The 24,447-nt window shown below is 61.7% G+C and carries 18 protein-coding genes and 2 pseudogenes; 17 read left to right on the top strand and 3 right to left on the bottom strand.

Annotation, left to right across the window (positions count from 1 at the left end; genetic code table 11):
* Positions 1 to 73: 73 nt before the first annotated feature.
* The 8 genes and pseudogenes from CAG25_RS06175 to CAG25_RS06205 all read left to right on the top strand — a co-directional run bounded on the left by CAG25_RS06175 (position 74) and on the right by CAG25_RS06205 (position 9,432).
* Positions 74 to 592 (top strand): RNA polymerase sigma factor, encoded by a 519-nt coding sequence (locus tag CAG25_RS06175; RefSeq protein WP_085610794.1) that lies wholly within the window; start codon positions 74 to 76, stop codon positions 590 to 592.
* Between the two features lie 124 nt (positions 593 to 716).
* Entirely contained in the window at positions 717 to 1,682 is a 966-nt protein-coding gene (locus CAG25_RS06180) for a FecR domain-containing protein (protein WP_085610795.1), read from the top strand.
* A gap of 122 nt (positions 1,683 to 1,804) precedes the next feature.
* Positions 1,805 to 4,390 (top strand): TonB-dependent receptor, encoded by a 2,586-nt coding sequence (locus tag CAG25_RS06185; protein WP_085610796.1) that lies wholly within the window; start codon positions 1,805 to 1,807, stop codon positions 4,388 to 4,390.
* A 111-nt stretch (positions 4,391 to 4,501) separates the two neighbouring features.
* Complete coding sequence (locus CAG25_RS06190; protein WP_085610797.1) at positions 4,502 to 5,098, top strand: biliverdin-producing heme oxygenase; 597 nt, start codon at positions 4,502 to 4,504, stop codon at positions 5,096 to 5,098.
* A 162-nt stretch (positions 5,099 to 5,260) separates the two neighbouring features.
* Complete coding sequence (locus tag CAG25_RS06195; protein WP_085610798.1) at positions 5,261 to 5,656, top strand: YbaN family protein; 396 nt, start codon at positions 5,261 to 5,263, stop codon at positions 5,654 to 5,656.
* A gap of 453 nt (positions 5,657 to 6,109) precedes the next feature.
* A pseudogene (locus CAG25_RS29060) lies at positions 6,110 to 7,117 on the top strand (HAMP domain-containing protein); the annotation flags it as partial.
* Between the two features lie 102 nt (positions 7,118 to 7,219).
* Positions 7,220 to 7,975, top strand: a complete 756-nt coding sequence (locus CAG25_RS29065; RefSeq protein ID WP_371320921.1) for a methyl-accepting chemotaxis protein — start codon at positions 7,220 to 7,222, stop codon at positions 7,973 to 7,975.
* A gap of 107 nt (positions 7,976 to 8,082) precedes the next feature.
* Positions 8,083 to 9,432, top strand: coding sequence for a CoA transferase (locus CAG25_RS06205; RefSeq protein WP_085610799.1), 1,350 nt, complete (start codon positions 8,083 to 8,085; stop codon positions 9,430 to 9,432).
* Between the two features lie 13 nt (positions 9,433 to 9,445).
* On the opposite strand, the gene CAG25_RS06210 is transcribed toward CAG25_RS06205, so the two are convergent.
* Entirely contained in the window at positions 9,446 to 10,297 is an 852-nt protein-coding gene (locus tag CAG25_RS06210) for a DNA-3-methyladenine glycosylase (protein ID WP_085610800.1), read from the bottom strand.
* Positions 10,294 to 11,721 (bottom strand): arginine-ornithine antiporter, encoded by a 1,428-nt coding sequence (arcD, locus tag CAG25_RS06215; RefSeq protein ID WP_064598968.1) that lies wholly within the window; start codon positions 11,719 to 11,721, stop codon positions 10,294 to 10,296. Before arcD (CAG25_RS06215) ends, CAG25_RS06210 begins: the two co-directional genes overlap by 4 nt.
* A gap of 449 nt (positions 11,722 to 12,170) precedes the next feature.
* Between arcD (CAG25_RS06215) and arcD (CAG25_RS06220) the strand changes: the two genes are divergently transcribed.
* From arcD (CAG25_RS06220) to CAG25_RS06245, 6 genes are all read left to right on the top strand, one after another.
* Positions 12,171 to 13,598, top strand: coding sequence for an arginine-ornithine antiporter (arcD, locus tag CAG25_RS06220; protein WP_039766045.1), 1,428 nt, complete (start codon positions 12,171 to 12,173; stop codon positions 13,596 to 13,598).
* A gap of 34 nt (positions 13,599 to 13,632) precedes the next feature.
* Positions 13,633 to 14,889, top strand: coding sequence for an arginine deiminase (gene arcA / locus CAG25_RS06225; RefSeq protein WP_064598972.1), 1,257 nt, complete (start codon positions 13,633 to 13,635; stop codon positions 14,887 to 14,889).
* Between the two features lie 69 nt (positions 14,890 to 14,958).
* Positions 14,959 to 15,969, top strand: a complete 1,011-nt coding sequence (locus tag CAG25_RS06230; RefSeq protein WP_039766039.1) for an ornithine carbamoyltransferase — start codon at positions 14,959 to 14,961, stop codon at positions 15,967 to 15,969.
* A 180-nt stretch (positions 15,970 to 16,149) separates the two neighbouring features.
* A complete protein-coding gene (arcC, locus tag CAG25_RS06235) occupies positions 16,150 to 17,079 on the top strand; it encodes a carbamate kinase (RefSeq protein ID WP_085610801.1) in 930 nt (309 codons plus the stop codon).
* A 62-nt stretch (positions 17,080 to 17,141) separates the two neighbouring features.
* Positions 17,142 to 17,504: a DUF5064 family protein gene (locus tag CAG25_RS06240; RefSeq protein WP_039766036.1), complete on the top strand. Its 363-nt coding sequence runs from the start codon at positions 17,142 to 17,144 to the stop codon at positions 17,502 to 17,504.
* A 139-nt stretch (positions 17,505 to 17,643) separates the two neighbouring features.
* Entirely contained in the window at positions 17,644 to 19,152 is a 1,509-nt protein-coding gene (locus tag CAG25_RS06245) for a sigma-54-dependent transcriptional regulator (protein WP_064598978.1), read from the top strand.
* 20 nt (positions 19,153 to 19,172) lie between these two features.
* Here the strand turns inward: CAG25_RS06245 and CAG25_RS28780 are convergent.
* Positions 19,173 to 19,259, bottom strand: a pseudogene (locus tag CAG25_RS28780) (metal ABC transporter ATP-binding protein); the annotation flags it as partial.
* Between the two features lie 329 nt (positions 19,260 to 19,588).
* Between CAG25_RS28780 and gcvH the strand changes: the two are divergent.
* From gcvH to CAG25_RS06260, 3 genes are all read left to right on the top strand, one after another.
* Complete coding sequence (gcvH, locus tag CAG25_RS06250; RefSeq protein WP_074688335.1) at positions 19,589 to 19,972, top strand: glycine cleavage system protein GcvH; 384 nt, start codon at positions 19,589 to 19,591, stop codon at positions 19,970 to 19,972.
* A gap of 10 nt (positions 19,973 to 19,982) precedes the next feature.
* Positions 19,983 to 22,835 (top strand): aminomethyl-transferring glycine dehydrogenase, encoded by a 2,853-nt coding sequence (gcvP, locus tag CAG25_RS06255; RefSeq protein WP_085610802.1) that lies wholly within the window; start codon positions 19,983 to 19,985, stop codon positions 22,833 to 22,835.
* A gap of 206 nt (positions 22,836 to 23,041) precedes the next feature.
* Positions 23,042 to 24,418, top strand: a complete 1,377-nt coding sequence (locus CAG25_RS06260; RefSeq protein ID WP_085610803.1) for an L-serine ammonia-lyase — start codon at positions 23,042 to 23,044, stop codon at positions 24,416 to 24,418.
* The last annotated feature ends 29 nt before the right edge of the window (positions 24,419 to 24,447 follow it).

Below are 24,447 nucleotides of genomic sequence, written 5' to 3' on the forward strand. Positions count from 1 at the left end.
TCTGAAATCAACACTTGACCGCTCGGGCGGATGATAAGCATTATCATTCGCTCGAAATGGATCAGGTCCTCCCGTGAGTCAATCACACTTCAATCACGTCTTCCTCGCCCAGCGCACATCGCTGCTGCGGACCCTGGAACGGATGGTCAACAACCACAGCACCGCCGAAGACCTGTTGCAGGAAACCTACCTGCGCGTCACCCGGGCGCTGAGCGAACGGGCCATCGATCACCTTGAACCCTTTGTCTTCCAGACCGCGCGCAACCTGGCGCTGGATCATCTGCGTGCGCGCAAGATTCATTCGCGCACCATGGTCGACGACGTGCCGCAAGACGTGGTGCACAGCGTCGCCGCCCCCGCCAGCAGTGCCGAAGACGCCGCTCACGCCGAACAATTGCTGGAGCGCCTGAACGTGAGCCTCGGTGAACTCAGCCCCCGCCAACAGCAAATCTTCATCCTCAGCCGCCTGCACGGGCACAGCTATCAGGAAATCGCCGCAGAACTGAACGTGTCCCTCAGCACGGTGCAGAAAGAACTCAAACTGATCATGACCATCTGCATCGGTGTCGCCGAACGCTTGAACAACGACTGATGCCGTAGGGCTTTTCTGTAAACCTCAGGATCGACTGCACTGATCATCGGGCTTTGTTACCCTTGCCCGACTTTTACGCTTCACTAAAAAAACAGCCGTGCACAGACACTGCCGAGGAAACACCGTGACGGACACCCACCGCTCCCCTTCGCCTTCATCGGCGCAGGACGCCGCCAGCGCAATGGACCAGGCTCTGGACTGGCTCATCGTGCTCGGCAGTCCGGACGAGGAGCAGACCCGGCAATTCCATGCCTGGCTGGCGGCCGATCCGTTGAATGCCGAGGCGTTCGCCAAGGCCCAGGCAATCTGGGACGGCCCGCAGATCGCCCAGTGCGCACAGAACCTCGCGGCCAAACCGAAGAAAGTCACCGTCCTCACTCGTTTGCGCCCGCACTGGAAGCCGCTGGCCACCGCCGCCGCTCTGCTGCTCGGGCTGTTCAGTTTCAGCAACCTGCCGATGCGTCTGCAGGCCGATCACCTGACCGTGGTCGGCGAGCGTCAGCGCCTGCAGCTTGAGGACGGTTCGAAAGTCCTGCTCAACACCAATTCCGCGTTCTCCAGCACGATCAACGATCAGCAGCGAGTCGCGCGGCTGTATCAGGGCGAAGCGTTTTTCGAGATCCCGGCCAGCCGCAGCCAGCCGCTGGAAATCGACGCCGGCCCGGTGAAAGCCAGCGTACGCGACACCGCGTTTGCCGTGCGTTATCTGGACGGCGTGGCGCAGGTGCGGGTGCAGCGCGGCGATGTCGATCTGCGCGCGACCCGTGACGATGCCCGTGTGCGGCTGTCCGCCGGGGAAAGCATCCGCATCGGCCCGAACGGTTTCGACCGCCCGGCCAAGGTCGACGCCGCCACCGATCTGGCGTGGGTGCAGGGTCGGCTGATCTTCGAAAACTGCCCGCTGAACCAGGTGCTGGCCGAACTGCGCCGCTACTACCCGGGCTTCATCATCAACACCAACGAGCAGTTGGCCGACGTCGCCGTCACTGGCAATTACCGTCTCGACCAGCCGCTGGATGTGGTGCGTTCGCTCGCTCATATCACCTCGGCCAGGCTTCGGGAATTCCCGGCGCTGGTGATCCTGAACTAAATGAGAATTATTTTTACTCGATAGCCAAAGCTCGTTCGTCTCGTTATAGCCAATGCAATTGATTCGCATCTCGCGAGATCAATCAGCACCTATAAAGATTCGTGCGACACGGAGCGCTATCGATGTCCTCACGCCTTACCCGCCAGACTTCTTCCCCTTCCCGCGTGCTGTCGCTGCTGACCGCCGCCATCCTGATGGCCGGCACCGCGCCGCTGATGGCCGCCACCGAACAGCCGACGCGCAACATGGGCGACTACTCGTTCGCCATCGGCCAGCAGCCGCTGGTGTCTGCGCTCAATGCGTTCACCGCCGTCACGGGCTGGCAGGTCGGTTTGCCGGCGCAACTGGGTCAGGACGTGTCGTCGCCGGGCGTGCGCGGTTCGCTGCCACCGGAAAAAGCCTTGGAGCGCCTGTTGATGGGGACCAACCTGAGCTTCCGTAAACTGAGCAACAACAACGTTGTGCTGGAAAAACGCGCCAGCGGCGGCGCACTCAACCTCGATCAGGTGACCATCAGTGCCACCCGTCAGGAACAGTCGGTGAGCAGCGTGCCTGCCACCGTCAGCGTGCAGACCCGCGAGGATCTGGATCGCAACAACGTCAACACCATCAAGGATCTGGTGCGCTACGAGCCGGGCGTGTCCGTCGGCGGCGCTGGCCAGCGCGGCGGGATCAGCAGCTACAACATTCGCGGTATCGACGGCGACCGGATTCTGACTCAGGTCGACGGCGTCGAAGTGCCGGACGGTTTCTTCAACGGCCCGTACGCCAAGACCCAGCGCAATTACGTTGACCCGGAAATCGTCAAACGCGTCGAAATCCTCCGTGGCCCGGCCTCGGTGCTGTACGGCAGCAACGCCATCGGCGGCGCCGTCAGCTACTACACCCTCGACCCGGACGACATCATCAAGCCCGGCAAAGATGTCGGTGCCCGCCTGAAAACCGGCTACAGCTCCGCCGACGAGAGCTGGCTGAAATCCGCCACCATCGCCGGTCGCGCCGATCAGTTCGACGGCTTGCTGCACTACAGCCAGCGCGACGGTCATGAAACCGATTCCTACGGCAGCAACAACGGCACGGGCCTGGAGCGCACCGCCGCCAACCCGGAAGACGTGAAAGCCACCAATGTGCTGGCCAAGATCGGCTGGAACTACAACGAAGGTTCGCGCCTGGGCCTGACCTACGAAAAGTACAAGGATGATCGCGACACCGATCAGAAAAGTGCTTACGGCGGCCCGTACTTCAACGGTGCCCCGACGATCCCGGACAGCGTGCTGCCCGGCGGCATGTACCAGTGGCGCACCGGCAACGACACCATCACCCGCGAGCGTTTCGGCCTGGAGCACAGCTTCGAGTTGAACAGCCTGCTGGCGGACAACGTGAAGTGGAGCCTCAACCACCAGACCGCCAAGACCGATCAGAGCACCGACGAGTTCTACTACCCGATCACCCGCAAAGTGCTGCGTACCCGCGACACGATTTACGAAGAGAAACAGTGGGTCTTCGACGCGCAACTGGACAAGGCATTCGCCATCGGTGACACCGATCATGTGCTGACTTACGGCACCACCATCAAGCAGCAGAAAGTCACCGGATCGCGCAGCGGCGACGGCAAGTGCCTGGCGGTCGGTCGCGGCTGCACCGCCATCGGCGCGACCAGCGCAGCGGATGTGCTGAAGAAGTCCAGCGACTTCCCGGACCCGACCATCAACACCTACAGCCTGTTCGCCCAGGATCAGATCAGCTGGAACAACTGGACCTTCCTGCCGGGCCTGCGCTACGACTACACCCAGCTCAAGCCGCACATCACCCAGGAATTCCTCAACACCGTGGCCGCCGACGGCCAGGGCACGGTCAGCGATTCGAACAAGACCTGGCACAAAGTCTCGCCGAAATTCGGCCTGACCTACGCCCTGACCGAGAACTACACCTGGTACGGCCAGTACGCCGAAGGCTTCCGCACACCGACCGCGAAAGCGCTGTACGGCCGCTTCGAGAACAGCACCACCGGCTACAACGTGGCGCCGAACCCGGACCTGGAACCGGAAAAAAGCAAAAGCTATGAAACCGGCCTGCGCGGCAACTTCGAGCAAGGCTCGTTCGACGTGGCGGTGTTCTATAACAAGTACCGCGACTTCATCAACGAAGACGCTGTCACCCCTGGCTACGACGAGTTGACCTTCCAGTCGAGCAACATCAAGCACGCCACCATCAAGGGTGCCGAAGTCAAAGGTCGCCTGAATCTCGATTCCTTCGGCGCGCCGCAAGGCCTGTACACCCAAGGCTCGATTGCCTACGCCTACGGACGCAACAACGACAACGGCGAGCCGTTGAACAGCGTCAACCCGCTGACCGGCGTGTTCGGCCTCGGTTACGACCAGGACAACTACGGCGGCCTGCTGAGCTGGACCGTGGTCAAGAAGAAGGATCGCGTCGACGACAGCAACTTCAAGTCGCCGGACGGTGTGAGCAGTCAATTCAAGTCGCCGGGCTTCGGCATTCTCGATCTGGCCGGTTATTACAAGGTCACCGACGACGTCACCGTCAGCGGCGGCATCTACAACCTGACCGACAAGAAGTACTGGCTGTGGGATGACGTGCGCGGTTACGACAGCGTCGGCGAAGCTTCGGTGACACAACCGGCCAACCTTGATCGCCTGACCCAGCCGGGTCGCAATTTCGCGATCAACCTGGTCTGGGATATCTGATCCGGATGACCTCACGGCGCGCATGCATTGCCGCGCCGTGAGGTTTTTTTACTCTCCGGCGCTTGCCCGTACGTCTCGTTATCAAGCGCCTCTTCTTTTCAAGGACATCTCATGAGCACCCCGGAAAAAGCCCTGCGTTCGCAACGCCTGAACCAGATCACCCACGAGCCGCACAGCAAGCTCGATGCGCTGGTCAAGGCGCACGCACCGTTCGAGGCCCGCGCCAATTTCGCCCGTTTCGTGGTCGCGCAGTACCTGTTCCAGTCGGAACTGGTGTCGCTGTACAACGATGCCGAACTGACCGCCATCGTCCCTGACCTGCCGGCCCGCTGCCGCGCCGAAGCTGCCAGGGCCGACCTCGCCGACCTCGACACCGAAGTGCCTGCGCCAGTCGCCGGCGCCGTGAAAAACCCGAGCAAGGCCCGCGCCCTGGGCTGGATCTTCGTCTCCGAGGGCTCCAAGCTCGGCGCCGCGTTCCTGATCAAACGCGCTGTCGCGCTGGACCTGAGCGAAACCTTCGGCGCCCGTCACCTGGGCGAGCCTGAAGGTGGTCGCGCTGAAGGCTGGAAGCGCTTTGTGCGCACCCTCGATTCGCTGCAATTCAGTGCTGAAGAAGAAGCGGAAGTGGAGCAAGGCGCGATTGATGCGTTCAACCGCTTCACCGTGCTGCTGGAACAGGCTTACGCCACAGAAGCCGAGCCGGCCTGAGCCACATCGACTGCCCATTGTGGGAGCTAGCCTGCTAGCGATTGCGGCCTGACATTCAATTCAGATGTCGACTGATATACCGCCATCGCGAGCAGGCTCGCTCCCACATGGGAACCGAGCAAGTCTGTAGAATCCCCGTTTCGCCTCACGCACTTCGAGCCCATGCCCCAACCCGCCGCCTCCCGACTCGCCCGCCTGCTGTTCGGCCTGCTCGCCTATGTCAGCCTCGGCATCGGTCTGATCGCCATCGTCGTGCCCGGCCTGCCGACCACCGAGTTCATCCTGCTCGCCGCCTGGGCCGCGACCCGCAGTTCGCCGCGCCTGAGTGCCTGGCTGGAAAACCATCGACTGTTCGGGCCGATCCTGAGCAACTGGCGCAACGGCAAGATCATCGCCCGCAAGGCCAAGGTCAGCGCCACGGTCAGCATGCTGCTGTGCGCCACGCTGATGTTAATGATGCTCGATCACGGCTGGCCAACCTATCTGGCCATTGCGGGGATGACCCTGGGCAACCTGTGGATCTGGTCGCGACCGGAAGCGTTGCCGAAGATTTCCTGATTTTTCCCTTGTTTTCAGGGTATTTACCCGCGCAAACGTTTAGCCGTGACCACTCGTCGGCTGGTAATTCATGCCTCTGCGCCTCGCGCCGATGAGCATTGAATGGCGCTGAATGGATTTGGCGAACCGGGCACCTTCCTGCCCCTCAGCCAACAGCTCATCCATTCGCGAGAACGTCCCATGTTCGACTCCCTGTCCATCCGCCTGAAAATCGTCCTGCTCTCCGGCCTGTGCCTGCTCGGTGTGGTGGCGCTGATCGTTGGCATCAACATTTACCAGACCAACCAGAACGACGAACTGGTCAGTGCTTCCAGCAGCAAGATGCTCACCGCCAGCGTGCAGGACCTGCTGCAGGCCAAGGCCGCCGAGCAAGCGGTGCGGGTGCAGAAAACCTTCGGCGAGAGCCTGTTGGTGATCACCGCCCTGGCGGACCAGATCAAGGACATGCGAGTGATGGCCGCCAAGCGTTCGCTGGACGCCGGCGCCCTGCGTGAAGAGTTGAACCTGAGCCTGAAAACCGCCTTCGAGCGCAACAGCAAGGTGCTTGGCATCTGGCTGGCGTTCGAACCCAACGGACTGGACGGCAAGGACAGCGAATTCGCCAACGATGCCGCGCATCAGTCCAATGAAGCGGGACGTTTCGCCAGTTACTGGAGCCGTGCTGCGGGTCCGTCGTTGAACACGATCATGGTCGAAGACGACATGAACAAGACCACCCTCAGCGTCAGCGGCACGCCTTACAACAGCTGGTACACCTGCCCTCGCGACAACAAACGTACCTGTCTGCTTGATCCTTACGCTGACACCGTGGGCGGCAAGGAAATGCTCATGACCACCATTTCCGTGCCCCTGCTGGTGGACGGCAAGGCCATCGGCGTGGTCGGTGTCGACATTGCCCTCGACGCCCTGCAAGCGGCGGCCGTGGACTCTCAGCGTGACCTGTTCAACAGCGCCGGGCACATGCTGATCGTCTCCGGCAGCGGCGTGCTCGGTGCCTACAGCGCCGATGCCGGCAAGGTCGGCAAGAGCATCGGCGACACCCTCGGCGCCGAGGGCAAGGACGTGCTGCAACTGCTGAGTGCCGGCACACCGAAGATTCTCGAACGGGGCGACCTGATCCGCGCCGTGTATCCGGTCAACCCGATTGCCGACTCCAAGGCCTGGGGTGTGGTCATCGACCTGCCGAAACAAGTGCTGCTGGCCGACTCGGTCAAGCTCCAGGCAGTGCTCGACGACGCGCAGCAAACCGGCACCATTACCGCCCTCGCAGTTGCAGTGATCGCCGGCCTGATCGGCCTGCTGCTGATCTGGCTCACCGCCTCCGGCGTGACCCGTCCGATCAACAGCGTCGCCGAGATGCTGAAGAACATCGCCAGCGGCGAAGGCGACCTGACTCAGCGTCTGAACTACACCAAGCAGGATGAACTGGGCGAACTGGTGAACTGGTTCAACCGCTTCCTCGACAAGCTGCAACCGACCATCGCCCAGATCAAACAGAGCATCACCGAGGCTCGCGGCACCGCCGATCAATCGTCGGAAATCGCCCGCCAGACCAGCGAAGGCATGCAGGTGCAGTTCCGCGAGATCGATCAGGTAGCGACCGCCTCCAACGAAATGAGCGCCACCGCCCACGACGTCGCCAACAGCGCCTCGAACGCTGCCAACGCCGCGAAAGGCGCCGACCAGTCGGCCAAGGACGGCATGTCGATCATCGAGCGCAGCACCCGTGACATCAATCAGCTGGCCGACGAAGTCAGCAAAGCGGTGACCGAGGTCGAAGAGCTGGCGGTGAACAGCGAGCAGATCGGTTCGGTGCTGGAGGTGATCCGCAGCATTGCCGAGCAGACCAACCTGCTGGCGCTGAACGCCGCGATCGAAGCGGCCCGTGCCGGCGAAAGCGGTCGTGGTTTTGCCGTGGTGGCCGACGAAGTCCGTAACCTCGCCAAGCGCACCCAGGATTCGGTGGAAGAAATCCGCGTGGTGATCGAACGCATCCAGACCGGCACCCGTGGCGTGGTCGCGACCATGCATTCGAGCCAGACCCAGGCTCACAACAACGCCGGGCAGATCCGCCAGGCCGTGGATGCCCTCGGCAAGATCAGCGACGCGGTCACCGTGATCAGCGACATGAACCTGCAAATCGCCAGCGCCGCCGAACAGCAAAGCGCCGTGGCCGAAGAGGTCAACCGCAACGTCTCGGCGATCCGCACCGTCACTGAAACCCTGACCGAACAGGCCACCGAATCGGCGGCGATCAGCAGCCAGCTCAATGCATTGGCCAGCCAGCAGATGAAATTGATGGATCAGTTCCGCGTCTGAAAATCACCACTGCCCGCTCCCACAGGGGCCAGTGCTTGTACCAGAGCTTTCATCTGCCCAAACTTTGTTTTGCACTATCATCGCCCTCTCGTCCCGGAGGGCCTTCGATGACTGATCTGCTCACGTCCATTCAAGCCGCGCTCGGCTTGTCCCGCATGCCGATTCCGTTCACCGGCGAGGGCGCACTGCCCTCGGCGTTTGCCGTCACCGACCTTGCCTGCGCAAGCATTGCTGCTGCCGGGCAAGCGGTCGCCGAACTTCTTCAGCAGCAAACCGGGCGTTTGCCCGCCATTGAAGTCGACCGCCGCCTCGCCTCTTTCTGGTTCGCCACCTCGCTGCGGCCGATCGGCTGGGAAGCGCCGCCGCTGTGGGATCCGGTCGCCGGCGACTACGCAACCCGAGACGGCTGGATCCGCCTGCACACCAACGCCCCGCATCACCGCACCGCCGCTGAAAGTGTACTCGGCACCTGTGTCGACCGCGCGGCCATGGCAGCAAAAGTCGCGCAATGGGCCAGTGCCGATCTGGAGCAAGCGGTGGTCGAGGCCAAGGGCTGCGCCGCCGAAATGCGCAGTTGGGAACAGTGGCAGCAACATCCGCAAGGGTTGGCGGTGAATGCCGAACCCTTGGTGCATTTCAGTGATGGAGAAGAACAAGACAGTCAGCCATGGCAAGGCTCGGTGGCGCGGCCATTGGCGGGGCTCAAGGTGCTTGATCTGACCCGCGTACTGGCCGGCCCAACCGCCAGCCGCTTCCTCGCGGGGCTGGGCGCCAACGTGCTGCGCATCGATCCGCCGACCTGGAACGAACCCGGTGTGGTGCCGGAAGTGACCCTCGGCAAACGCTGTGCGCGACTGGATCTGCATGCTCCGGCAGATCGCGCAGTGTTCGAAAGTCTGCTCAAGGATGCCGACATTCTGTTGCACGGCTATCGCGCCGACGCCCTTGAACATCTCGGCTTCGGCGTCGACCGCCGCCGGCAACTGGCACCGGGGCTGATCGACGTCTGCCTGAACGCCTACGGCTGGAGCGGCCCGTGGCAGAATCGGCGCGGCTTCGACAGTCTGGTGCAGATGAGCAGCGGGATTGCCGAGGCCGGGCAACGCTGGAAGCAGGCTGACAAACCGACGCCGTTGCCAGTGCAGGCGCTGGACCATGCGACGGGGTATCTGATGGCGGCGAGTGTGATTCGGTTGCTGGCTGAACGGTTACGCAGTGGTCGAGGTGGATCGGCGCGGTTGTCGCTGGCGCGGACGGCGAAGTTGTTGGTTGAGCATGGGGCTGGGACGGACGAAGTGTTGCGTCCGGAAAATCCACAAGATCAAAGCTCGCTGGTGGAGCAGACACCGTGGGGACCGGCGCATCGGCTTCAAGCGCCGCTTCGTATCGCTGGAACGCCGTTGCAGTGGACTTTGCCGGCGACCGAGTTGGGCTCACATCCAGCGCAATGGTTTTGAAGGCATGCGGATATCAATCCGCACGACTCAAAGACGCCCACAACACCTGCGCCGCATACCCCCGAAACGGCCGCCAGGCCTCTGCCCGAACAGACAACTCCCGCGCCGTCATCCGCACGCCTTCCAGCACTTCCAGCGCCCGCAGCAACCCCACATCCCCGGTCGGAAACCCGTCCATGTCCCGCAACTGCCGCAGGGCAATGTACTGCGCCGTCCAGTCGCTAATCCCTTGCAGCGCCAGCAACCGCGCCGTCCCGGAGGCAAACAGCAGCGGATCCTCCAGCGACGCCTGCGCCACCCCGGACAAGGTGCGCCCGCGACTTTTCGGCATGCCCAGCGCCGCCAGATCAGCGTTCGCCAAAACCTTTGCCTGAGGAAAGACGTGAGTCAGGCCGGGCACTGAAGAACGCAAAGGCTCGCCATACTGCGCCACCAGTTTTCCCGCAAGCCGAATCGCCGCGACCACGGTGATCTGTTGCCCCAGTACCGCCCGAAACGCCAGTTCCAGACCATCCCACGCCCCCGGCACCCGCAACCCCGGCCGCTCGGCGATCAGCCGCGCCAACAGTGGATCTGCCGCCAGATGCCGCTGCATCGTGGGTAGATCCGCATCCAGATCAAACATCCGTCGCAAGCGCGCAACAATCTCGGGCAGCGCCGACGGATCCGGGAAATCCAGCTCCACCTCCAGCGCATCAGCGTCACCGGGCCAGACCGAAACCGTGCCGTGAAACCCGTTCAACCCGATGCTGCGCGAATACACGCCATCGACCACCGTCTCCATTCCCGCCACCGCGCGCGCTGCAAGAAATCCAAGCATCGCCGGCCAGTCGCAGGATCCCTGATAGTCGAGCCGTAACCTCACAACGACAGCACACCGCTATACAACCCGTAAGCCGCGAGCCCGGCCCCGGCGATCACGCAGGTGAAAATCCCCTTCTCGAGCGTGGTGAACAACGGCTCGCCCTGCTCATGCTTGGCCTTGGCGAACAGGATCACCCCCGGCGCATATAGCAGCGCCGACAGCAGCAGGTACTTCACCCCGCCGGCATACAACAGCCACACCGCGTAACACAGCGCGATGCCGCCGATCAGCAGATCCTTGGTGCGTTCGGCAGAGGCATGTTCATAGGTTTCTCCCCGCCCGCTCAACAGCACCGCATAGGCTGCCGACCACAGGTACGGCACCAGAATCATCGACGAGGCGAGGTAAATCAGACTGGTATAGGTGCCGGCGGAAAACAGCGTGATCAGCAGGAAAATCTGGATCATCACGTTGGTCAGCCACAACGCGTTGACCGGCACATGGTTGGCGTTTTCCTTTTTCAGGAACGCCGGCATCGTATTGTCCTTGGCGGTGGCGAACAGGATCTCCGCGCACAACAGCGCCCACGACAGCAACGCACCGAGCAACGAAATGGCCAGGCCCACGCTGATCAGCAACGCGCCCCATGGCCCGACGATGTGTTCCAGCACCGCGGCCAGTGACGGGTTCTGCAAGGTCGCCAGTTCCGGCTGACTCATGATCCCCAGCGACAACACATTGACCAGCACCAGCAACGCCAGCACACCGATAAAACCAATCACTGTGGCGCGGCCCACATCCGTGCGCTTCTCCGCCCGGGCCGAGTAAACGCTGGCGCCTTCGATACCAATGAACACGAACACGGTGACCAGCATCATGTTGCGCACCTGATCCATCACCCCGCCGAAATTCGGGTTGCTGCGGCCCCAGATGTCGCGGGTAAAAATCTCGGCCTTGAACGCCACGGCGGCAATGACCACGAACATGATCAACGGAATGATCTTGGCCACGGTGGTCAACTGATTGATCAGCGCCGCCTCCTTGATCCCGCGCATCACCAGAAAATGCACGGCCCACAGCAACACCGAGGCGCAACCGATGGCGATCGGCGTATTGCCTTGGCCGAACACCGGAAAGAAGTAGCCGAGGGTGCTGAACAGCAACACGAAATACCCGACGTTGCCCAGCCAGGCACTGATCCAGTAACCCCACGCCGAAGAAAAGCCCATGTAGTCGCCGAACCCGGCCTTGGCGTAGGCATACACGCCGGAGTCCAGTTCCGGTTTGCGATTGGCCAGGGTCTGGAACACGAAGGCCAGGGTGAGCATGCCGATCGCCGTGATGCCCCAGCCGATCAGGATGGCGCCGGCATCGGCACGAGCTGCCATGTTCTGCGGCAGGGAAAAAATCCCCCCGCCAATCATCGAACCCACCACCAGGGCGATCAGTGCGCCAAGGCGCAGCTTTTGCGTCGGTTGCGACATTCCAGCGTCTCCAGGTTCCCGAGGTCGGCATTGGCCGCCCATGGTCATGTAACCGGTATTAACCAAACGGTTAGAGCGTAAGTACGTTTATTGAATAACGCCAATTAACGTCTTTTTATATATAGCGGATGGCACTAATGCGTAGCACGGATAGGCAGTTTTGTGTGCGAATCCTGATAATTCGATTCTGTACTGAAAACAGAGGCGAAAAATTTGCCAAACCTTGAAAACGGACTAGCGTGATAACTCGAAAGTAATAGGAAAAGTTCCCAACTAAATATGCCAAAAGCCTCTGGGACAGGCCTTACAGGCAGAAGCCTTATGCCATCAGACGTTTCATAAGTCATTCATTAACAATGGAATGTGACCATGCACTGATCTAAGTCAGCTGTTTGAATAGCTAACAGAACTACGCTGTGAACTCTTCTCTCCTGCAATGGAGTCATGCAATGTCTGAAGCTCCCGGAAAACTGCGACTAGGTGCACTGGTTGCATTGGTAGTCGGCTCAATGATCGGTGGCGGGATATTCTCTTTGCCACAAAACATGGCCGCCAGTGCCGACGTCGGCGCGGTACTGATCGGCTGGGCCATCACCGCTGTCGGCATGCTCACCCTCGCTTTCGTCTTTCAAACCCTCGCCAATCGCAAGCCTGACCTGGACGGCGGTGTCTACGCCTACGCCAAGGCCGGTTTCGGCGATTACATGGGTTTCTCCTCGGCCTGGGGTTACTGGATCAGTGCCTGGCTGGGCAACGTCGGTTACTTCGTTCTGCTGTTCAGCACCCTCGGGTATTTCTTTCCGGTTTTTGGGGAAGGCAACACCGTTGCTGCTGTGATCGGCGCCTCTGTGCTGTTGTGGGGCGTGCACTTTCTGGTGCTGCGCGGGATCAAGGAGGCGGCGTTCATCAACCTGGTGACCACCGTCGCCAAGGTCGTGCCGCTGCTGCTGTTCGTGCTGATCGCGATCTTCGCCTTCAAACTGGACATCTTCACCGCTGACATCTGGGGCGTGAAAAACCCGGATCTGGGCAGCGTGATGAACCAGGTGCGCAACATGATGCTGGTCACCGTGTGGGTGTTCATCGGCATCGAAGGCGCGAGCATCTTCTCGGCCCGGGCGGAAAAACGTTCGGACGTCGGCAAGGCGACCGTGATCGGTTTCATCACCGTGCTGCTGTTCCTGGTGCTGGTGAACGTGTTGTCGCTGGGCATCATGACCCAGCCGGAACTGGCCAAACTGCAGAACCCGTCGATGGCCGCGGTGCTGGAGCATGTGGTCGGTCACTGGGGCGCGGTGCTGATCAGCGTCGGTCTGATCATCTCGCTGCTGGGGGCGCTGCTGTCGTGGGTGCTGCTGTGTGCGGAGATCATGTTCGCCGCCGCCAAGGACCACACCATGCCGGAGTTCCTGCGCAAGGAGAACGCCAACCACGTGCCGGTCAACGCCCTGTGGCTGACCAACGCGATGGTGCAGCTGTTCCTGATCATCACTCTGTTTTCGGCCAGCACTTACCTGTCGCTGATCTACCTCGCCACTTCGATGATTCTGGTGCCGTACCTGTGGTCGGCGGCCTACGCCCTGCTGCTGGCGGTGCGCGGCGAAAGCTACGAAGGCTTCGCGGCCGAACGGCGCAAGGACCTGATCATCGGCGGCATAGCCCTGATCTATGCGGTGTGGCTGCTCTACGCCGGTGGCGTGAAGTACCTGCTGCTGTCGGCCCTGCTCTATGCCCCCGGCGCGATCCTGTTCGCCAAGGCCAAGCTCGAACTCAAACAACCGGTTTTCACCAACGTCGAGAAGCTGATTTTCGCCGCAGTGGTCGTGGGCGCCCTCGTGGCCGCCTACGGACTGTATGACGGCTTCCTGACTCTGTAATTGCCCAACGTTTTCACTCTGGAGGATCACTGAAATGACCACGGAAAAAGTCAAGTACGGCGTCCATTCCGAAGCCGGCAAACTGCGCAAAGTCATGGTTTGCTCCCCAGGTCTGGCCCATCAGCGGCTGACCCCGAACAACTGCGATGAACTGCTGTTCGACGACGTGCTGTGGGTCGCCCAGGCCAAGCGCGACCACTTCGACTTCGTGACCAAGATGCGTGAGCGCGGGATCGACGTGCTGGAAATGCACAACCTGCTGACCGACATCGTCGCCATCCCTGAAGCGCTGGACTGGATCCTCGAACGCAAGGTCACCGCCGATTCGGTGGGCCTGGGCCTGATCAACGAAGTCAAATCCTGGCTGAAAAGCCTGGAGCCGCGACACATCGCCGAATTCCTGATTGGCGGTGTGTCCGCCGATGACCTGCCGGACAGCTTCGGTGGCAAGACCATCCAGATGTTCCGCGACTTCCTCGGCCACTCCAGTTTCATTCTGCCGCCGCTGCCGAACACTCAGTTCACCCGCGACACCACCTGCTGGATCTACGGTGGCGTGACGCTGAACCCGATGTACTGGCCGGCGCGTCGTCAGGAAACCCTGCTGACCACCGCCATCTACAAATTCCATCCGCAATTCACCAACGCCGATTTCGAAATCTGGTACGGCGATCCGGACAAGGATCACGGCAGCTCGACCCTCGAAGGCGGCGACGTGATGCCGATCGGCAACGGCGTGGTGCTGATCGGTATGGGCGAGCGCTCGTCGCGTCAGGCCATCGGCCAACTGGCGCTGAACCTGTTCAAGAACAAAGCCGTGGAAAAAGTCATCGTTGCCGGCCTGCCGAAGTCCCGCGCCGCGATGCACCTGGATACCGTGTTCAGCTTCTGCGACCGCGACCTCGTCACGATCTTCCCGGAAGTGGTCAACCAGATCGTCGCCTTCACCCTGCGCCCTGACGAAAGCAAACAGGGCGGCATCGACATCCGTCGCGAAGAAGGCACGTTCCTCGACGTCGTGGCCAAAGCCCTCAACCTGCCGAAACTGCGCGTCGTCGAAACCGGCGGCAACAGCTTCGCCGCCGAACGCGAGCAATGGGACGACGGCAACAACGTGGTGGCCGTGGAGCCGGGCGTGGTCATCGGCTACGACCGCAACACCTACACCAACACCCTGCTGCGCAAGGCGGGCGTGGAGGTCATCACCATCAGCGCCGGCGAACTCGGTCGTGGCCGCGGCGGCGGCCACTGCATGACTTGCCCGATCATCCGCGACCCTATCGATTACTAAACGACCATCTCCCCGGCCGCACCTATCCCGTAGTGGCCGGGCCGATTACCGAATCCAAGGAGAATCATCATGGCGTTCAACATTCACAACCGTAACCTGCTCAGCCTGGAACACCACACCCCACGCGAGCTGCGTTACCTGCTAGACCTGTCCCGCGACCTCAAGCGCGCCAAATACACCGGCACCGAGCAGCAACACCTGAAGGGCAACAACATCGCCCTGATCTTCGAAAAAACCTCGACCCGCACCCGTTGCGCGTTCGAAGTCGCCGCTTATGACCAGGGCGCCAACGTCACCTACATCGATCCGAATTCCTCGCAGATCGGCCACAAGGAAAGCATGAAGGACACCGCCCGCGTGCTGGGTCGCATGTACGACGCCATCGAGTACCGTGGCTTCAAGCAGGAAATCGTCGAAGAACTGGCCAAGTTCGCCGGCGTGCCGGTGTTCAACGGCCTGACCGATGAATATCACCCGACCCAGATGATCGCCGACGTGCTGACCATGCGTGAGCACGCCGACAAGCCGATCCACGAGATCAGCTACGCCTACCTGGGCGACGCGCGTAACAACATGGGCAATTCGCTGCTGCTGGTGGGCTCCAAACTCGGCATGGACGTGCGCATCTGCGCGCCGAAGGCCCTGTGGCCGCACGACGACCTGGTGGATCGCTGCAAAAAATACGCAGAGGAAAGCGGCGCCCGCATCACCCTCACCGAAGATCCGAAAGCGGCGGTCAAAGGCGTCGACTTCATCCACACCGACGTCTGGGTATCGATGGGCGAGCCGGTGGAAGCCTGGGCCGAGCGTATCCAGCAACTGCTGCCGTATCAGGTCAACGCCGAGCTGATGAAAGCCACCGGCAACCCGCGCACCAAGTTCATGCACTGCCTGCCGGCGTTCCACAACAGCGATACCAAGGTCGGCAAACAGATCGCCGAACAGTATCCGCACCTGAAAAACGGCATCGAAGTGACCGACGACGTGTTCGAGTCGCCAGCCTGCATCGCCTTCGAGCAAGCGGAAAACCGCATGCACACCATCAAGGCGATTCTGGTGTCGACTTTGGCTGATCTGTAACCCACTGAGGGAACCGCCTCCCCATGTGGGAGCGGGCTTGCTCGCGAAAGCGGAGTGTCATTCAACAGTGATGTCTACTGATCTGACGCCTTCGCGAGCAAGCCCGCTCCCACAAAGGATCCTGGTTTCAACATGGACACGAGTCGTTTGCCATTCCTCTGTACAAGAAGGACATGCACCATGCGTATCGTCGTAGCCCTGGGCGGTAACGCCCTGCTCCGCCGTGGCGAGCCGATGACCGCTGACAACCAGCGCGCCAACATCCGCATCGCCACCGAGCAAATCGCCAAGATCCATCCCGGCAATCAACTGGTCATCGCCCACGGCAATGGTCCGCAAGTCGGCCTGCTGTCGTTGCAGGCAGCGGCCTACACCTCCGTCACCCCTTACCCGCTGGACGTGCTCGGTGCCGAAACCGAAGGCATGATCGGCTACATCATCGAACAGGAACTGGGCAACCTGCTGGACTTCGAAGTCCCGTTCGCGACCCTGCTCACCCAGGTCGAAGTCGACGCCAACGACCCGGCCTTCAAGAACCCGACCAAACCGATCGGCCCGGTCTACGAGAAGGCCGAAGCAGAAAAACTCGCCGCTGAAAAAGGCTGGGCCATCGCCCCGGACGGCGACAAGTTCCGCCGCGTGGTGGCCAGCCCACGGCCCAAACGCATCTTCGAAATCCGCCCGATCAAGTGGCTGCTGGACAAGGGCAGCATCGTGATCTGCGCCGGCGGTGGCGGGATTCCGACCATGTACGACGAGAAGCGCAATCTCAAAGGCATTGAAGCGGTGATCGACAAGGATCTGTGCTCGGCACTGCTGGCCGAACAGCTGGAGGCGGATTTGCTGGTGATCGCCACGGACGTCAACGCCGCGTATATCGACTTCAAGAAACCCACCGAGAAAGCCATCGCCCAGGCCCACCCGGACGAACTCGAACGCCTGGGCTTCGCCGCCGGCTCCATGGGGCCGAAGGTGCAGGCAGCCTGTGAATTCGCGCGCCATACTGGCAAGGTCGCGGTGATCGGTTCGCTCTCGGACATCGAAGCCATCGTCCAGGGCACCGCCGGTACGCGGGTCAGCACAGCAGCGCCGGGCATCACCTACCGATAAAAAGAAACTCCGGGGGCAGACCTCAGGTCTGCCCTTCTCCCATGCCTTGAAAGGAGAAACCCATGGCCCAGTTCGAACCCGGTCATTTGCATATCGAGCGGCACGCGTTGACTGACGACGACGTCAATTACAACGTGCACCTCGACTATGAAGTGTTCACCGACCCTCAGAAAGGCAAAGGGATACAGTTCACCCTGCATGGCAGCATGCAGGGCAAAGAGGTCAACGAACCGTTCTTTCTGCCCAAGGAGGAAGCCTACAACTTCGCTCGCAACGTGACGCAGATTGCCGAAAAGTACGGCATTCCCAAGAGCCACAGCCAGATCGGCTCGGTGCACAAGCATTACGACCTGATGTTTGAGGACATCCGCAAGCAGCTGAATATGCAGTCCGGGGATCCGGTCAATCCGGAGCATTTCGAGTAACCCCTTTCTACTGATCGTTCCCACGTCGAGGCGTCGAACCGTCCGCGTGGGAACGATCAGCGCAGGACGCGGATTTCACCATTTCCCCGCCCCAAGGCATACTTGCCCCCCTCCGCACTCCAGAACCCAGAACCGCCCCATGCGTATCCACGTCAGCTTCATCGACCGCGTCGGCATCACCCAGGAAGTCCTGGCTATCCTCGGCGGGCGCAATCTCAATCTGGATGCAGTGGAGATGATCCCGCCCAACGTCTACATCGACGCCCCGACCCTGAGCCCGCAAGTGCTCGAAGAACTGAAAGATGCGCTGTTTCGCGTGCGTGGTGTAGAAGCAGTGACCGTGGTCGACATCCTCCCCGGCCAGCGCCGGCACTTGCAGCTCGACGCATTGCTCGCGGCAATGACCGATCCGGTACTGGCGCTGGACAGCGCCGGCAAGGTGCTGCTGGCCAACCCGGCACTGATCGCCCTGTACGGCCGTGAGCCGGCGGGTGAAAGCGTTTCGGAACTGTTCAACGATCCGGGCCTGCTCGAAACCCTGCTCGAACAAGGCTTCCGTCTGCCGCTGCGGGAAATCACCGTCAACGGCCAGACGCTGTTGCTGGATGCCACGCCAATCACCGACGCCGGCGCCCTGCTCACGCTGTATCAACCCAACCGCATCGGCGAACAACTGTCGGCGCTGCATCACGACCATGCCGAAGGTTTCGATGCGCTGCTCGGTGAATCGCCGCCAATCCGCACCCTCAAGGCCCGCGCCCAACGGGTAGCGGCCCTCGATGCGCCGCTGTTGATCCAGGGTGAAACCGGCACCGGCAAGGAACTGGTGGCCCGCGCCTGTCACGCCATCAGCGCCCGACACAACGCGCCCTTCCTCGCACTGAACTGCGCGGCCCTGCCGGAGAACCTCGCCGAGAGCGAGCTATTCGGCTACGCCCCCGGCGCCTTCACCGGCGCACAACGCGGCGGCAAACCGGGGCTGATGGAGCTGGCCAACCAGGGCACGGTGTTCCTCGACGAGATAGGCGAGATGTCACCGTACTTGCAGGCCAAGCTGCTGCGTTTTCTCAATGACGGCAGCTTCCGTCGGGTCGGCGGCGATCGTGAGGTAAAGGTCAACGTGCGGATTCTCAGCGCGACCCACCGCGACCTGGAGAAAATGGTCAGCGAAGGCCTGTTCCGCGAAGACCTGTTCTACCGCCTCAACGTGCTCAACGTCGAAGTGCCGCCACTGCGCGAACGCGGTCAGGACATTCTGTTGCTGGCGCGCTATTTCATGCAGCAGGCCTGCGCGCAGATCCAGCGCCCGGTCTGCCGCCTCGCCCCGGGCACTTACCCGGCGCTGCTCGGCAACCGCTGGCCGGGCAACGTGCGGCAATTGCAGAACGTGATCTTCCGCGCCGCCGCGATCTGCGAAAGCAGCCTGGTGGACATCGGCGACCTCGACATCGCCGGCACCTCCGTGGCACGCCAGACCGACACCGACGTCGACAGCCTCGAAGAAGCCGTTGAAGCCTTCGAGAAATCGCTGCTGGAAAAGCTCTACGTCAGCTACCCCTCGACCCGCCAACTGGCCAGCCGCCTGCAGACCTCGCACACCGCAATCGCGCATCGGCTGCGCAAGTACGGCATCCCCAACAAACCCTGAACCGGACTCGGTCAAAAATGTGGGAGCGGGCTTGCTCGCGAATGCGGTGTGTCATTCAACATTGATGTCGACTGATCTAACGCCTTCGCGAGCAAGCCCGCTCCCACAGGGGGTCATGTGGTGAATTAAAAATCCGTTCAAAAGCGACCTCCATCTGTACTGAAAGCGCTACACCGGAACGATATCGATACACACTCCTCCGATCACCGCTGTGCAAGGCTTTGATCCGCTTCAGCTTTTTTCTTCGCCCCAAGCTGTAGCGATTTCGCTACACACCTTCCCCTCAAAGCCTAGCAAATAAATATCAACTAATTGATTTATAACGATATTTTTACGTTGGCCGCGTTCTTGCTAAGCAACCGTTCATAAAATCAGGGCATTGCCGCCCGAGTATTCCACCGCGTCCACCAGACGAGTCTGGCCCCTAGGAGATTCCATGAGCGAGTTGCGTTTTACTGAAGATCACGAATGGCTGCGCGCCGAAGCCGATGGTTCTGTCACCGTTGGCATCACCGCTTTCGCGCAGAACGCCCTGGGCGACGTGGTGTTCGTGCAACTGCCTGAATTGCAGGCGTACGACAAAGGCGCCGAAGCCGCCACCGTGGAATCGGTAAAAGCCGCCAGCGGCGTTTACATGCCGCTGGACGGTGAAGTCCTGGCCACCAACCCGGCCCTGGAAGACAGCCCTGAGCTGGTCAACGAAGATCCGCTGGGCGAAGGCTGGTTCTTCCGCTTCAAGCCGGCCGACGCTTCGGCCGTCGCCAAGCTGCTGGATCAGGACGCCTACGACCGTCTGATCAAAGCCCAAGCCGAAGCCTGAGGAACCTGACATGACCCAAGTAAATCTCGGCACCGCCAACGAATTCATCGCCCGTCACATCGGCCCGCGCGCCGGTGACGAGCAAGCCATGCTCAACAGCCTCGGCTTCGACTCGCTCGAAGCCCTGAGCGCCAGCGTCATCCCGGAAAGCATCAAGGGCACCAGCGTGCTCGGCCTCGACGACGGCCTGAGCGAAGCCGATGCCCTGGCAATGATCAAAGGCATCGCCGGCAAGAACCAACTGTTCAAGACCTACATCGGCCAGGGTTACTACAACTGCCACACGCCATCGCCGATCCTGCGCAACCTGCTGGAAAACCCGGCCTGGTACACCGCCTACACCCCGTACCAGCCGGAAATCTCTCAGGGCCGTCTCGAAGCGCTGCTGAATTTCCAGACCCTGATCAGCGACCTTACCGGCCTGCCGATCGCCAACGCCTCCCTGCTCGACGAAGCCACCGCCGCTGCCGAAGCCATGACCTTCTGCAAACGCCTGAGCAAGAACAAGGGCAGCCACCAGTTCTTCGCCTCGATCCACAGCCACCCGCAAACCCTCGACGTGCTGCGCACCCGTGCCGAGCCACTGGGCATCGACGTGGTCGTGGGCGATGAGCGTGAGCTGACCGACGTGACGCCGTTCTTCGGCGCACTGCTGCAATACCCGGCCAGCAACGGTGATGTGTTCGACTACCGCGAACTGACCGAACGCTTCCACGCTGCCAACGCCCTGGTGGCCGTAGCCGCTGACCTGCTGGCCCTGACACTGCTGACCCCGCCGGGCGAATTCGGCGCCGACGTGGCCATCGGCAGCGCGCAACGCTTCGGTGTGCCGCTGGGCTTCGGTGGCCCACACGCGGCTTACTTCTCCACCAAAGATGCGTTCAAGCGCGACATGCCCGGCCGTCTGGTCGGTGTCTCGGTTGACCGCTTCGGCAAACCGGCCCTGCGTCTGGCGATGCAGACCCGCGAGCAACACATCCGCCGCGAGAAAGCCACGTCGAACATCTGCACCGCACAAGTGCTGCTGGCCAACATCGCCAGCATGTACGCCGTCTACCACGGCCCGAAAGGCCTGACCCAGATCGCCAACCGTGTGCATCACCTGACCGCGATTCTGGCCAAGGGCCTGAGCGCACTGGGCGTGACCGTCGAGCAAACCAGCTTCTTCGACACCCTGACCCTGGCCACCGGCGCACAAACCGCCGCGCTGCATGACAAGGCTCGCGCTCAACAGATCAACCTGCGTGTGATCGATGCCCAGCGTCTGGGCCTGTCGGTCGACGAAACCACCACCCAGGCCGACATCGAAACCCTGTGGGGCCTGTTCGCCGACGGCAAGACCCTGCCGGATTTCGCTGCTCTGGCCGCTGCCGCGCAAAGCACCATTCCAGCCGCACTGGTGCGTCAGTCGCCGATCCTCAGCCACCCGGTGTTCAACCGCTATCACTCGGAAACCGAGCTGATGCGCTACCTGCGCAAACTGGCGGACAAGGACCTGGCACTGGATCGCACCATGATTCCGCTGGGCTCGTGCACCATGAAACTCAACGCCGCCAGCGAAATGATCCCGGTGACCTGGGCCGAATTCGGCGCCCTGCACCCGTTCGCCCCGGCCGAGCAAAGCGTTGGTTACCAGCAACTGACCGACGAACTGGAAGCGATGCTCTGCGCCGCCACCGGTTACGACTCGATCTCGCTGCAACCGAATGCTGGTTCCCAGGGTGAGTACGCAGGTCTGCTGGCGATTCGCGCCTATCACCAGAGCCGTGGCGAAGACCGTCGCGACATCTGCCTGATCCCGTCGTCCGCCCACGGCACCAACCCGGCGACCGCCAACATGGCCGGCATGCGTGTGGTCGTGACCGCGTGCGACGCCCGTGGCAACGTGGACATCGAAGACCTGCGCGCCAAGGCCATCGAGCACCGCGAACACCTCGCGGCGCTGATGATCACTTACCCGTCGACCCACGGCGTGTTCGAAGAAGGCATCCGCGAAATCTGCGGCATCATTCATGACAACGCCGGCCAGGTGTACATCGACGGCGCCAACATGAACGCGATGGTCGGCCTCTGTGCACCGGGCAAGTTCGGCGGCGACGTCTCGCACCTGAACCTGCACAAGACTTTCTGCATCCCGCACGGCGGTGGTGGTCCGGGCGTCGGCCCGATCGGCGTGAAATCGCACCTGACTCCGTTCCTGCCGGGCCATGGCCACATGGAACGCAAGGAAGGCGCGGTCTGCGCAGCACCGTTCGGCAGCGCGAGCATTCTGCCGATCACCTGGATGTACATTCGCATGATGGGTGGCGCCGGTCTGAAGCGCGCTTCGCAGCTGGCAATCCTCAATGCCAACTACATTTCCCGTCGCCTGGAAGAGCACTACCCAGTGCTGTACACCGGCAGCAACGGTCTGGTGGCGCACGAGTGCATCCTGGATCTGCGCCCGCTGAAAGACAGCAGCGGCATCAGCGTCGATGACGTCGCCAAGCGTCTGATCGACTTCGGCTTCCACGCCCCGACCATGTCGTTCCCGGTGGCCGGCACGCTGATGATCGAGCCGACCGAAAGCGAATCCAAGGAAGAACTGGACCGCTTCTGCGACGCCATGATCCGCATCCGCGAAGAAATCCGCGCGGTGGAAAACGGCACGCTCGACAAGGACGACAACCCACTGAAGAACGCTCCGCACACCGCAGCGGAACTGGTTGGCGAGTGGACTCACCCGTACAGCCGCGAACAAGCGGTGTACCCGGTGGCGTCGTTGATCGAAGGCAAGTACTGGCCGCCGGTCGGTCGCGTCGACAACGTGTTCGGCGACCGCAACCTGGTCTGCGCCTGCCCGTCGATCGAAAGCTACGCTTAAACGAATAGGGGGGCAGGTTTACCTGCCCCGATTTCAGCATCACCACAGATCCCCCTGTGGGAGCGGGCTTGCTCGCGAATGCGGTGTGTCAGGCAACATTGATGGCGACTGATTCACCGCATTCGCGAGCAAGCCCGCTCCCACAAGGAAATGCATCAAGCCTGATATTCCGCCAATTCCTATAACAAGAAACCGGAGAACAACTCATGTCGTTAAGCGTGTTCGACCTGTTCAAGATTGGCATCGGCCCCTCCAGCTCCCACACCGTCGGCCCGATGCGCGCAGCTGCGCGCTTCGTCGAAGGCCTGCGCCGGGAAAACCTGTTGTCGGCCACCACCAGCGTCAGGGTCGAGTTGTACGGATCCCTCGGCGCCACCGGCAAGGGCCACGGCAGCGACAAGGCCGTGCTGCTGGGCCTGGAAGGTGAACACCCGGACACCGTGGATACCGAAACCGTCGCCGCCCGTCTCTCGGAGATTCGTGGCAACGGGCGTTTGAACCTGCTCGGTGAACACAGCATTGCGTTCAACGAGAAAGAACACCTGGCAATGATCCGCAAACCGTTGGCCTATCACCCCAACGGCATGATCTTCCGTGCCTTCGATGCGGCGGGATTGCAGATCCGCAGCCGCGAGTACTACTCGGTCGGCGGTGGTTTCGTGGTCGACGAAGATGCGGCTGGCGCCGACCGTATCGTCGAAGACGCCACCCCGCTGACCTTCCCGTTCAAGAGTGCCAAGGACTTGCTCGGTCACTGCGCCACCTATGGTCTGCCGATCAGCCAGGTGATGCTGACCAACGAAAGCGCCTGGCGCCCGGAAGCGGAAACCCGCGCCGGTCTGCTGAAAATCTGGCAAGTGATGCAGGACTGCGTGGCCGCCGGCTGTCGCAACGAAGGCATCCTGCCAGGTGGTCTGAAGGTCAAGCGGCGGGCGGCGGCGCTGCACCGGCAACTGTGCAAGAACCCGGAGTCGTCGCTGCGCGATCCGCTGTCGGTGCTGGACTGGGTCAATCTCTACGCCCTCGCCGTCAACGAAGAAAACGCCAACGGCGGGCGCGTAGTCACGGCACCGACCAATGGCGCAGCGGGGATCATTCCTGCGGTGCTGCATTACTACATGCGCTTTATTCCCGGCGCGAACGATGACGGCGTGGTGCGTTTTCTGCTGACCGCGGCGGCCATCGGCATTCTGTACAAAGAAAATGCCTCGATTTCCGGCGCAGAAGTCGGCTGTCAGGGCGAAGTCGGCGTGGCCTGCTCGATGGCGGCCGGCGCGCTGTGCGAAGTCCTCGGCGGCAGCGTGCAGCAAGTGGAAAACGCCGCTGAAATCGGCATGGAACACAACCTCGGCCTGACCTGCGATCCGATCGGCGGGCTGGTGCAGGTGCCGTGCATCGAGCGCAACGCCATGGGCTCGGTCAAGGCGATCAACGCCGTGCGCATGGCCATGCGCGGAGACGGGCAGCACTTCGTCTCCCTCGACAAGGTCATCCGCACCATGCGCCAGACCGGCGCCGACATGAAAAGCAAATACAAGGAGACCGCCCGTGGCGGTCTGGCGGTCAACATTATCGAGTGCTGATCGCGCCATAAACTCGCTCTCCCTTTAGG

It is taken from the genome of Pseudomonas sp. B16(2017) (assembly GCF_002113205.1).
Taxonomy (GTDB): domain Bacteria; phylum Pseudomonadota; class Gammaproteobacteria; order Pseudomonadales; family Pseudomonadaceae; genus Aquipseudomonas; species Aquipseudomonas pharyngis.